General features: G+C 34.4%; 11 protein-coding genes. 2 read left to right on the top strand and 9 right to left on the bottom strand.

Annotated elements, in window-relative coordinates; genetic code table 11:
- Positions 1-67: 67 nt before the first annotated feature.
- The 3 genes from ACYQ39_RS09845 to ACYQ39_RS09835 form a co-directional block, all read right to left on the bottom strand.
- Entirely contained in the window at positions 68-529 is a 462-nt protein-coding gene (locus ACYQ39_RS09845) for a GAF domain-containing protein (protein WP_459842580.1), read from the bottom strand.
- Between the two features lie 147 nt (positions 530-676).
- Complete coding sequence (gene rlmD, locus ACYQ39_RS09840; protein ID WP_459842578.1) at positions 677-2,038, bottom strand: 23S rRNA (uracil(1939)-C(5))-methyltransferase RlmD; 1,362 nt, start codon at positions 2,036-2,038, stop codon at positions 677-679.
- 68 nt (positions 2,039-2,106) lie between these two features.
- A complete protein-coding gene (locus tag ACYQ39_RS09835; RefSeq protein WP_459842576.1) occupies positions 2,107-3,120 on the bottom strand; it encodes a lysylphosphatidylglycerol synthase transmembrane domain-containing protein in 1,014 nt (337 codons plus the stop codon).
- Between the two features lie 231 nt (positions 3,121-3,351).
- On the opposite strand from ACYQ39_RS09835, the gene ACYQ39_RS09830 reads away from it, so the two are divergent.
- Positions 3,352-3,642 carry a hypothetical protein gene (locus tag ACYQ39_RS09830; RefSeq protein ID WP_459842574.1) on the top strand — a complete coding sequence of 97 codons (291 nt, stop codon included), beginning with the start codon at positions 3,352-3,354 and terminating at the stop codon, positions 3,640-3,642.
- On the opposite strand, the gene ACYQ39_RS09825 is transcribed toward ACYQ39_RS09830, so the two are convergent.
- Positions 3,624-4,628, bottom strand: coding sequence for an isocitrate dehydrogenase (NAD(+)) (locus tag ACYQ39_RS09825; RefSeq protein ID WP_459842572.1), 1,005 nt, complete (start codon positions 4,626-4,628; stop codon positions 3,624-3,626). The two genes, ACYQ39_RS09830 and ACYQ39_RS09825, sit on opposite strands and share 19 nt — an antisense overlap.
- Positions 4,629-4,874: 246 nt before the next feature.
- Here ACYQ39_RS09825 and ACYQ39_RS09820 point away from each other — a divergent pair, with 246 nt between their 5' ends.
- On the top strand, positions 4,875-6,107 hold the full coding sequence (locus ACYQ39_RS09820) for a citrate/2-methylcitrate synthase (protein WP_459842570.1): 1,233 nt from the start codon (positions 4,875-4,877) through the stop codon (positions 6,105-6,107).
- 36 nt (positions 6,108-6,143) lie between these two features.
- Here ACYQ39_RS09820 and gatB read toward each other — a convergent pair whose 3' ends face one another.
- The 5 genes from gatB to ligA all read right to left on the bottom strand — a co-directional run bounded on the left by gatB (position 6,144) and on the right by ligA (position 12,226).
- Positions 6,144-7,589 (bottom strand): Asp-tRNA(Asn)/Glu-tRNA(Gln) amidotransferase subunit GatB, encoded by a 1,446-nt coding sequence (gene gatB / locus ACYQ39_RS09815; RefSeq protein ID WP_459842568.1) that lies wholly within the window; start codon positions 7,587-7,589, stop codon positions 6,144-6,146.
- A gap of 41 nt (positions 7,590-7,630) precedes the next feature.
- Positions 7,631-9,085 (bottom strand): Asp-tRNA(Asn)/Glu-tRNA(Gln) amidotransferase subunit GatA, encoded by a 1,455-nt coding sequence (gatA, locus tag ACYQ39_RS09810; RefSeq protein ID WP_459842566.1) that lies wholly within the window; start codon positions 9,083-9,085, stop codon positions 7,631-7,633.
- A 177-nt stretch (positions 9,086-9,262) separates the two neighbouring features.
- The gene (gene gatC / locus ACYQ39_RS09805; protein WP_459842564.1) at positions 9,263-9,553 is read right to left on the bottom strand and encodes an Asp-tRNA(Asn)/Glu-tRNA(Gln) amidotransferase subunit GatC; all 291 of its coding nucleotides are present in this window, start codon (positions 9,551-9,553) and stop codon (positions 9,263-9,265) included.
- 172 nt (positions 9,554-9,725) lie between these two features.
- Entirely contained in the window at positions 9,726-10,166 is a 441-nt protein-coding gene (locus ACYQ39_RS09800) for a peptidylprolyl isomerase (RefSeq protein WP_459842562.1), read from the bottom strand.
- A 77-nt stretch (positions 10,167-10,243) separates the two neighbouring features.
- The gene (ligA, locus tag ACYQ39_RS09795; RefSeq protein WP_459842560.1) at positions 10,244-12,226 is read right to left on the bottom strand and encodes an NAD-dependent DNA ligase LigA; all 1,983 of its coding nucleotides are present in this window, start codon (positions 12,224-12,226) and stop codon (positions 10,244-10,246) included.
- Positions 12,227-12,356: the final 130 nt, after the last annotated feature.

The raw sequence follows: 12,356 nt of genomic DNA, 5'->3' as shown, positions 1-12,356 counted from the left end.
TATATTTTCTAATAATTCCTGCTTCAATAGATAAAAAAGCTCCTTATATAAGGAGCTTTTCATATCTCTACCATTGGCAGTGAGCCACTATAATCTCAACAACTTTTTCTAGATATTTTTGATCAACCTCATTAAATCTTTCTTTAATAGGACTATCAATATCCAGTACTCCCTTTACTTCTTCTTCTACAATAATTGGCACTACAATCTCTGATTCAGAATCAGCATCACAAGCAATATGGCCTGGGAACTTATGTACATCAGGTACTACTAAAGTCTCTTCTTTCTCTACTGCTGTACCACAGACTCCACTTCCTTTATCAATTCTAATACAAGCTGACTTACCCTGAAATGGGCCAAGTACTAACTGTCCTTCTTGCCATAAATAAAATCCAGCCCAATTGACCTGCTCTAAATCATTATATAAGACAGCAGCAGTATTAGCCAAGTTAGCAATCACATTGCTTTCATCAGCTGTTAAACCTTGAACTTTTGTAACTATCTCATTATATTTTTCTTCCTTCTTCATCTATATCACTTCCTTTAATAATTTACAATTGACAGTTAAAATAATTCAAGCTATGTGTCTTGAGCTATCAGCTGTGAGCCAAACAAATCAGAAAAATATTTTACTCATGACTCATAGCTCACAGCTCATGATATTAAATTTCAATTGTCAATTCTTTTTAATGAGTGCTACATTCTCAATATGATAGGTTTGCGGGAACATATCAACTGGCTGAATCTCCTCTGTATGATAGCCTAATTCCTTTAACCTCTTTAAATCTCTAGCTAAACTAGTTGGTTTACAAGAAACATATACGATTCGCTTTGGGCCAATTTCAGCAAAAGTCTCTAATACTTCTTCATGACATCCTTTACGTGGTGGATCAACTACAATTACTTCTGGCGAAACTTCTTCTTTCAACTTAGGTAATACATCTTTTACTTTGCCTACTTCAAAGTGGCAATTATCGATCTGATTCAACTTAGCATTCTCTTCGGCTTGTTCAATAGCCTCAGCTACCACCTCTATACCATAAACTTCCTCAGATTCACTAGCTAAATATAGAGAAATAGATCCTAATCCGCAGTAAGCATCGAGAACCTTCTCATTACCAGTTAGCTCTGCATACTCTAGAACCTGATCATAGAGTACCTTTGTCTGTAATGTATTCACCTGAAAGAAAGATAAAGGAGAAATCTGATACTTAATCTGACCTATATAATCAAGAATATAATCTTGCCCAGCTAATTTTTTAGTCTTATCTCCTAGAACTACGTTAGTCTGGTCTGGATTAATGTTCTGATAGATACTAATCAATTCTGGTATCTGATTCATTAACTTTTCTGCTATCTCTTCTCCTACTACAAATTCCTCTTCCCTAGTTACAATCATCAACATAGCTTGATTAGTACAGACCCCAATCCTAACTACCAAATGGCGTAAGAAGCCCTGTTGACTCTCTTCATTATAAACAGGTAGTTGATACTCTGTAAGTAGTTCAGTAGCTCGATCAACAATCCGATTAATGACTGGATGTTGAATCTGGCAGTCACTAACTGGTACCAACTCATGGCTACCTGCCTGATAAAAACCAGCTACTATCTCTTCCTCTCTAATTGCTAAAGGAAATTGGGCCTTATTACGATAGAGATAAGGATTCTCCATTCCTTTAACTGGATTTATCTCAAGATCAAGCTTACCAATTCGCTCCATAGCATCTTCAACCATCTGATATTTATAATCAAGTTGGGCTTGGTAATCAATATGCTGCATCTGGCAACCACCACAAGCTCCATAGTCTACACACTCAGATTCAACTCGCTCTTCAACTGGAGAGACTACCTCTATTATCTCTCCTCTACCAAAACTTCGCTTCACTTCAGTTATCTTGACCTTGACTACTTCCCCAGGAATTCCTTCTGGAATAAAGATAGCAAAACCATCTTTTCGACCTACTGTATCTCCACCATAAGCTACATTATCTAACTGAATAGTTATTATATCTCCTACTTCCACTGGTTTACTCACCATAACAACTCCTTCTTACCTTCACATTTATTCATTACACTTAAAATTAGTATCAAACAGTCTTCCTTTTATCATTCACAACTACTATCTATATCAAATACCTTAAAAGCTAATAATCCTCCTAGAATAATAGAACTATAATAGGTAAAGAAACGCCAACTACCTACTATTACTCCTACTAATGAGACAGGTATACTTCTCTGTAATAGACTGGCTAAAATAACTTCTATACCACTTCCTCCTGGTATAGGAATAAAAATAACAAGTGTATAAACTAATAATTGTAATAATAAGAGATAACCTAAATCAATCTGTAGATTAAGACTTTTAATTATAAAATAAATAACTGTAAATTGTGCTCCCCAAGATAAAATAGTCAACAAGAAACTAACAATCAACTCCATTTTACTATCTTCTAAGTAACGCCACAGAGTCTCATGAAAGATATGAATCTCCTTAACTAAGCCTCTTTTCCAAGCATATATCTTCCTTTGACTAATTAGCTTGGCAACTATTCCTCTATTTAAAACCCAAAAACAGACTAAAACTAAATAACGAGGTCGACATAACTGTAAATAAATTAACAATAGTAAACCTAAGAAAAAAACTATAGTACTTATGATTAATAGTTTCGTATTAATATAGGCGACAAAAAGATTACTTAATTTAATAAAGATCAATGGTAGAGTAGAGATAAAAAATAATAATCTAAGAATCAACTCTACAACTACAATAGCACTAGCTTTACCAGAAGAAACTTTTGATTTAGTTAAAGCTACTATCTTAAAAGGCTGTCCTCCAATTCCAGAAGGGGTAATATTAGCAAAAAAGCTACCTGCTAAACCAATTTCAATAGCAGATAATAGTGGTAAATCAAAGTCCACTCCTTCAGCCAACACCTTTAATTTTAGTCCATTAGTAAACCAGACTAGACACATAACCCCTGTAATAATTAATGCATAATTAACTTTTAATTTCTTTAGAGCCTGCCATGTATCTTCATTCACTGTATATAAAGTTAACATTAAAACTACTAATAAACTACAACCTACTGTCAACAAAAGTTTCTTTTTTAACTGCTTCATTCAATCACCTACTACAGATTTCTTTAATTCAAAAAAGGAAAATAGCTCCTCTCCTGGTATTAAATCATAGATCCAGAAATAAGGAGCATTATATATAATTATATCATTTAATATAATTAAAAAAAAGAAGTTTTACAAATTTATTTTCAAATAAAAAACGACCCATTTTACTGGGTCGCAAGCAAGGATTTTTAATTATAGTAGCTAATTTATAATTAAGGAGGTAATAATATGAAACAAGAATTCAAACCAAGCTTGAGCTGGTTAGCCTTTAATACCTTAACCTATATTAGCTACTGGTATTTTGATTTAAATCAAATGATTGAATCCTTTTTTCAAGACAGTAAACTAGTTAATTTTCCATTACTAGAGCATAATCCATTATTCCGACTATATCTAATTAGTACAATTATCATCTTAATTATCGGTTTCATTGATACTTATATTAATAAACAACGCAACCAAATTAAAGAAGAAAAAGAAAGAAGAGAACATCGCCACTACTACTCTACTCCAAGTTGATTAATAATTTCTTCTGTCAACTCAGTAGTACTAGCTTGACCACCTAAATCAGCAGTTAATACCTCTCCTTCTGTTAATACTTTCTCAATAGCAGCCTCTATATCCTGAGCTGCTTCTTCCTCTCCTAAGTGGTCTAACATTAAGCAAGCAGATAATAATAAAGCCATTGGGTTTGCTTTATTCTCTCCTGCAATATCAGGTGCAGAGCCATGTACCGCTTCGAAAACTGCTAGCTCATCACCTAAGTTAGCTCCTGGTGTTAAACCTAAACCACCAATTAAACCAGCACATAGATCAGAAACAATATCTCCATATAGATTAGGTAAAACTAATACATCATAATCCTCTGGATACTGTACTAACTGCATACACATATTATCAACAATTTTATTATTAAACTCAACTTCTGGATAATCTTTAGCTACTTCCTCTGCTACTGACTTAAACAAACCATCACTTAACTTTAAGATATTGGCCTTATGAACTGCCGTAACCTTATCTCTATCATTTTCTTTTGCATATTCAAAAGCAGCTCTTACAATTCTTTCAGAAGCTTTTCTAGTAGTAATCTTAATACTTTCTGCAGCATCTTCTCCTACATTATGTTCAATACCAGCATATAATCCTTCAGTATTCTCTCTAAAGATAGCTACATCTAGATTAGAAAATTCTGTTGGTGCTCCATCTAATATCTTAGCTGGACGTAAGTTAGTATATAAATCTAGCTTTTGTCTAATAGCTACATTAACACTTCTAAATCCACTACCTACAGGTGTAGTAATTGGCCCTTTGAGGGCTACTTCATTCTTCTTAATTGATTCTAATACTTCTTCTGGCAAAGGAGTTCCATACTCATCCATTACATTAGCGCCAGCATTAACAGTCTCCCAATTAATATCTACTCCTGCTGCTGCAATTATCTCACGAACAGATTTAGTGATTTCTGGTCCAATTCCATCTCCTGGAATCAAAGTTACATTATACATCTTCTCACTCCTCATCTAATATTTCTTAAGTTTAATTATTATCTCTTTTGTATAATTATAAAATACACTTTATTAATATTTAGCCATCCTTATTATACCGTTTCCTAACTAAGATGTCAATTAAAGCTTACATTAGATTAAGATAATCTAATTGTAATTTAAAAAGATTTATGATAGTATATTTATACAAATATTCTTATATTTCTTCGCATAGATATAACTAGAATAATGAAAGGAGGAATTATTATGCTTACAGAGATAAAAAAACTATTATCAGACATTGAAGATGAAAAAGTAAAAGAAAAATATATACAGATAATAACAACACTCTTTGAAAAAGGATATTTTCCAGGAGCTGAAAATATACCTGTAGCAAAATCTGGGGTTAGTAATATTGATGGAGAGAATGGCATTCTTACCTTTAGAGGTTACCCTGTCCAAGAATTGGCAGATGACTGCTCTTATGAAGATGTCTGCTTCTTATTACTTAAAGGGGATTTACCTTTACCTAAAGAGAAAGGGAGTTTACAAGAACAACTTCTAAAGAATAAAGATATCACTTCTAATATTGCAAATACTGTAGTCTCTATGGACAATAACTTACATCCAATGTATATGCTAAGTGCAGGTGTTTTACAATTACAAAGCAATAATGGCAATTCATTTACAGTAGATCAATACAACTTAAATCTACACCATGCTATTCAATTAATAGCAAAGTTACCTACTTTAATTGGAACTTATAAGACCAAAGATCCTAACTTTGCTAAGGATAAAACTTTTGATTCTTTTGCTCAATACATTCTTTATTGTTTTAATCAAGACTTAGCTACTAAAGATAAGTGGGTAAATATCCTCGATAAACTATTAATTCTACATGCTGACCACACAATAAATAATAGTACATTTTCTGTACGAGCTGTTGGTTCTTCCGAAGCAAGTATTTATGCTTCAATATCTTCAGCTATTAATTCTTTGTCTGGCCCTCTTCATGGAGGCGCTAATGAAAGAGTGATCAAAGAATTAGAAAAAATTGATTCTCCAGATAACGTAGCAAGTTATATTGAAGAAAAAATAGCCAATAAAGAAAAGATAATGGGACTAGGTCATAGAGTATATGAAACATATGATCCTAGAGCTCTGTATCTAAAGGAAAATATATTACCAAAAATATTTAATCAGAATTCGCAAGCAGTTACTTCTGATTTAGAAAACTTATATAACACAGCTCAGAAAATGGAAGAGATAGCTCTAGATAAGTTTGCAGATAAAGGGATCTATCCTAATGTTGACTTCTGGTCAGGATTAGTACTTAGAGCAATGGATATTCAACCAGAATACTTTACAACAATCTTTGCTTTAGGTAGAATTATGGGTTGGTGTGCTCATTGGGTTGAAAACTTAGAAGTAAATAATAAGATTTTTAGACCTAATCAATTATATGATGGCTTTAGTGTAAGACATGTTCTAAGAGATTAAAAAAAGCCCCCTGAATTAACCAGGGGACTTTTTTATTTATTCCTCTAATTTTTCTTGTAATAACTCTCTAACCTTCTGTGGATTAGCTTTTCCACCACTGGCTTGCATAGTCTGACCAATTAAGAAACCAATTACATTCTTATTGCCATCATGATAATCTTGTACAGCAGATTCATTGTCAGCTAGTACATCTGCAACAATATTATCCAGCTCGCCTTCATCACTAATCTGTTTCAAACCTTTTTCTTCTACAATATCTTCTGGTTTATCACCAGTAGTAAACATATCTTCAAAAACTTCTTTAGCTATATCACGAGAGATAGTATCTTCATCCATCATTGTTAATAAATCAGCTAAATCTTGCGGGCCAAATTTAACCTCAGCTAATTCAGTATCTTCTTCATTTAATAGACGTGAGAATTCACCCATCATCCAGTTACTAACTTCTTTTGCGTCATCGTATACTTCCACCACTGCTTCAAAGAAGTCAGCCATCTCTCTATCAGCAGTAATTACACCTGCATCATACTCTGGAATATCAAATTCTTCTATATAACGTTCCTGTCTTACATCAGGTAATTCAGGAATATCTTCTTTAATTTTTGTTACCCATTCCTCTTCTACTACCACTGGCACTAAGTCAGGTTCTGGGAAGTATCGATAATCATGTGCTTCTTCTTTTTCTCGTAATGGTAGAGTCTTTCCAGCATCTCCATCCCAAGTTCTAGTACCTTGAGTTATTTCGCCACCCTCATCTAAAACTTTAGCTTGGCGCTTAGCTTCATAAGTTAAGGCTTTCTCAATAGCTTTAAAGGAGTTCATATTCTTAAGTTCTGTCTTAGTACCTAATTTATCAGCACCTTGTGGAGCAATAGAAAGGTTCGCATCAGCTCGTAGAGAACCTTCGGCCATTTCACAGTCAGAAACCTCTATGTATTCTAAGATACTCTTTAGTTTCTTTAAGTAAGCAACTGCTTGAGCTGGTGAATGCATATCTGGCTCACTAACAATCTCAATCAATGGCGTTCCTACTCGATTATAATCAACTAAGCTGCTATCAGCACTAGAGATATTACCAGCATGAGTCAACTTACCAGCATCTTCTTCTAAGTGAATTCTAGTAACACCTATCTGATATTCATCACCATCAATATCAACTTTTACTTCACCATCTTCACAGAAAGGTAGATCAAACTGCGAAATCTGATAAGCCTTTGGCAGATCAGCATAAAAGTAATTCTTCCGATCAAATTTACTGAAAGTAGCTATTTCACAATCTACAGCTAAACCTGCTTCAATTATATAATCAACTGCTTTTTTATTTAGAACAGGTAAAGTACCAGGTAATCCTAAACAGATAGGGCAGGTATGAGTATTAGGTTGAGCCCCAAACTCATTCTTACAACCACAGAAAATCTTAGTATCTGTATCTAATTGGGCATGAACCTCTAACCCAATAGTAATCTCATAATTATCTAACATAATTACACCTCCGTTATTTAGCTATCAGCAGAAATTATTTATTATAAATTAGGGTTATTATTAACATCTGTTGTCTGTTCAAAAGCATGAGCAACCTTTAAAATTGTCTCTTCATCAAAGGCTTGACCAATAATCTGTAATCCAATTGGTAGATCCTGGCTATCATATCCGCAAGGCATAGATAAAGCAGGTAATCCAGCTAGATTAACTGGAATTGTACAGATATCAGATAAATACATATCCAATGGATCATCAGATTTATCTCCTATCTCAAAGGATGTTGTTGGAGAAGTTGGAGATAAGATAACATCATAATCTTCAAAAGCCTTGTCAAAGTCCTGCTTAACTAATGTTCTTACCTTCTGGGCTTTCTTATAATAGGCATCATAATATCCTGAACTTAAAGCATAAGTACCTAGCATAATACGACGTTTAACCTCTGGACCAAATCCTTCTTCTCGTGTATTCTTAAACATATCAATTAATCCATTAGACTTACTACGTAAACCATAACGAACTCCATCATATCGAGCCAAATTAGAACTTGCTTCAGCTGGAGCAATTAAATAATAAGCAGATAAAGCATATTCAGTATGTGGTAAAGAAACTTCTTCATACTCTGCTCCTAACTCTTCTAGCTCTTTAATAGCATTCCAGACTGCTTCTTTAACTTCTTCATCAATTCCTTCTCCAAAGTATTCTTTAGGAACTCCTATCTTTAGACCTTCAATATCACCATCTAAGCTCTCTGTATAATCTGGAATCTCTCGGTCTACAGAAGTAGAATCATACTGATCATGACCTGCAATATAATTTAAAGCTAAAGCACAGTCAGTTACATCTTTAGAAATTGGGCCAATCTGATCTAAAGATGAAGCAAAAGCAACCAATCCAAATCTAGATACTAGACCATAAGTCGGTTTCATACCTACTACTCCACAGAAAGAAGCCGGCTGTCTAATAGAACCACCTGTATCAGAACCAAGTGCTATTGTAGCTTCTCCTGCAGCAACAGCAGCAGCAGATCCACCACTAGAACCACCAGGTACTCGCTCTAAATCCCATGGGTTTTTAGTAACTTGCACACCTGAATTTTCTGTTGAAGATCCCATAGCAAACTCATCCATATTGACTTTACCTGTCATTACCGCATCTTCAGCAAATAACTTCTCTACTACTGTAGCATCATATGGCGGTTCATAATTATGTAAAATTTCAGAAGCGCAAGTTGTCTTTACTTCAGCAGTAGAAATATTATCCTTAATTGCAACAGGAATTCCAGCTAAAGGACTGATCTCTTCACCATTAGATAACTTTTCGTCAACTTCTTTAGCTCTTTTTAGAGCATCTTCTTTAGTTAAAGTTACATAAGCTTGTACATCTGATTCAACCTCATCAATTCGATTATAAGATGATTCGACAATCTCCTGGGCACTAACTTCCCCAGCTTTTAACTTCTCATGTAATTCATGAGCTGTTAACTGATAAAGTTTCATTATTTTCCCTCCTTTTTTATTTAGTGTCAGTCATCAGTGCCAGTGTAAGACAACAGATTGATTATTTAATTAATTCTGCTCACACTCATTACTCACACCTATTACTGACATTATACTTAATTGCGATCTCCCTCCAGGTTTTGAAAACTCCTTCATAAAGACTAAAAAATATATACTTTAGTCTTCTACAATCTGTGGCACCTTAAACATACCTTGTTCTTTTTCTGGAGCATTAGCTAAAGCTTCTTCTCTATCAAGTGACTCTCTAACTTCATCATCACGTAAAACATTATTAACTGGTAGTACATGAGCCATTGGCTCTACATCTTCTGTATCAAGTTCATTCAACTTTTCAGCATGACCTAAAATATCACTTAGCTGCTCAGTAAACTCTTCAACCTCTTCCTCAGTCAGTTCCAATCTAGCTAAATGTGCTACTCGCTCGACTGTCTCCTTATCTAACTTCATACTTTCACCACCCCTTCTTAATAGTTGATAATTTATAATTTGTTATAGTCGTGTGCGTTGATAACTGTGACACAAAAGTGACACTTCACATAATTATACAGACTAATATCGACTAACTAATTAATCATTATAACACAAGGTTAACAACTCCGCAATTTTTAGATCTGATGGATTATTCTTCTTCCTGAATAATTACTTCTTCAATTACATCTCCAGCTTTGATATCATCAATTACTTCTAGTCCTTCTACGACTTTTCCAAAGCAAGTATGCTTTCTATCCAAGTGAGAAGTTCTCTCTCTATTATGACAGATGAAGAATTGAGAACCCCCTGTATCTTTTCCGCTATGAGCCATAGATAATACTCCTCGTTCATGATACTGCTTATCACCATCTAGCTCACAATCAATAGTATATCCTGGTCCGCCAGTTCCATCTCCTTTAGGACAGCCACCTTGAATTACAAAGTCAGGAATTACTCGATGGAAAGTTAGACCGTCATAAAAACCTTCTTCAGCTAAACTACAGAAGTTATCTACTGTATTTGGCGCATCCTCCTCATAAAATTCAATCTTCATTGTGCCTTTTTCAGTCTTCATCTCTGCTATTCTCATAAAAATCCTCCCTTAGTAAATATTATATCTTTAATTGTAATTGCCCTTTTAGTAATTGTCAATTGATTCTTTATTTTTTAATTCTCAATTTTTTCTTTAAACTCTTCTTCAGTCAAGATAGTCGTTCCTAGCTTTTGAGCTTGGTCATATTTAGAACCAGGATTCTCTCCTACGATTAGATAGTCAGTAGCTCCACTTACTGAGCTAGTTACTCGACCACCTAAATCAGTAATAGTTTCTTTAGCTTCTTGTCTTGTAAAGTCTTTTAACCTACCAGTTAAAACAAATTTCTTTCCTTCTAATTTCTGCTCCACCTCTTCTACTTGCGAGTTGAAGTTGACTCCAGTTTCTTTAAGCTTAGCAATGATCCCTAAATTCTGTTCTTGGCTAAAGTATGTTACAATACTCTGAGCTATCTTAGGGCCAACCTCAGGAATCTTTTCTAAATCTTCCTTATTAGCCTCTATGATCTCATCTATATTAGAAAAATTCTGGGCCAACACTTGAGCTACTCTACTACCTACATATTTAATCCCTAAACCATAAAGTACCTGCTGTAGAGTATTATCTTTGCTATTTTCTAGAGCAGTAAGTACATTTTGGCTTGATTTGTCGCCCATTCTATCTAATTCAACTAATTCTTCCTTTTCTAAATAGTATAGATCAGCTATATCTGTAACTAAATTATTATCTAATAACTGCTCTACTAAAGCTGGGCCAACTCCTTCAATATTCATTGCATCTCGCTGGACAAAGTGTAAAATCTCTTCTCGTAATTTAGCTGGACAGGCACCACCAATACACTGAGTTGCTGCTTCTCCTTCTAAACGTACTGCCTGGGCACCACAGACAGGACAAGTATCAGGTAGACTATACTTTTCTTCTTCTCCAGTTCGCTTGTCCTTTAAAACTTCTACTACTTGAGGGATAATATCTCCAGCTTTCTCTACAATAACATGATCGCCAATTCTAATATCCTTCCGTTCTAATTCATCTTGGTTATGTAAGTTGGCCCTACTAACTACTGAACCATCTAAAAAGATAGGTTCCAAAACAGCAGTCGGTGTCAAAGCTCCAGTTCTACCTACTGTTACTTCAATATCCTTGATGCTAGTCTCCTTCTGCTGAGCTGGAAACTTATAAGCTATAGCCCACCGTGGATGTTTAGCTGTAGTCCCTAGTTCTTCTTGTAACTGAAGTTGATTGACTTTGATTACTATTCCATCAATTCCATAGTTTAATTCCTCTCTCTCTTCAGTCCACTTTGTGCAGTATTCAATAACCTGCTCAATATTATTACATACCTGTCGCTGATCATTAACTTTAAAGCCTAATTCCTCTAGATAATCTAACTTTTCTTGATGAGTATTAAACTCTACTTCATCAATATAAGCACTATCATAGATGAAGATATCCAAAGGACGATTAGCTGCAACTTGAGGATCTAATTGACGTAAAGAACCAGCTGCAGCATTTCGTGGATTAGCAAAAGAATCTTCTCCTGCCTCTTCTTGTTCTTTATTCAATCTTAAAAATTGATCCTGAGGCATAAAGACTTCGCCACGAACTTCTAAGTTAATCTCCTGCTCTAACTTAAGAGGAATACTTCTAATTGTCTTAAGGTTATGAGTTACATCTTCACCAACTTGTCCATTACCTCTAGTGGCCCCTTGCCTAAAGACTCCATCTTCATAATGTAAAGAAGCAGATAATCCATCAATCTTTAACTCTACTATATAATCTATATCTTTATCTACTTCTTTCTGAACTCGATTATCAAACTCTCGTAACTCATCTGCCGAAAATGATTTATCCAAACTTAATAAAGGTACTTCATGCTCTATCTTATTAAACTCATTAATTGGTTCTCCACCGACTCGTTGAGTAGGAGAGTCTAGTGTTACTAATTCTGGCTCTTCACTTTCTAATTCAACCAACTCTTGCATTAACTGGTCATACTTTTGATCACTAATCTGTGGATCATCTAATACAAAATAATAATAGTTATGTTCCCTTATCTTTCTTCTTAGCTCTTCTATTCTATCTTTTATATCTGACATCTCTTTCACCCCACAATAACACAATTTTATTATACCTAAATTATCCAACAATCATGTAATCACATCTATTAATTTTCAATTTATTAAAGCAAACTCCTTCTTTATAAACCAAATGTTAAAACTTGGATAA

It is taken from the genome of Halanaerocella petrolearia, assembly GCF_054657875.1.
The sequence above is the reverse complement of the archived record's forward strand: the minus strand, read 5'-3'. Positions and strand labels throughout refer to the sequence as shown.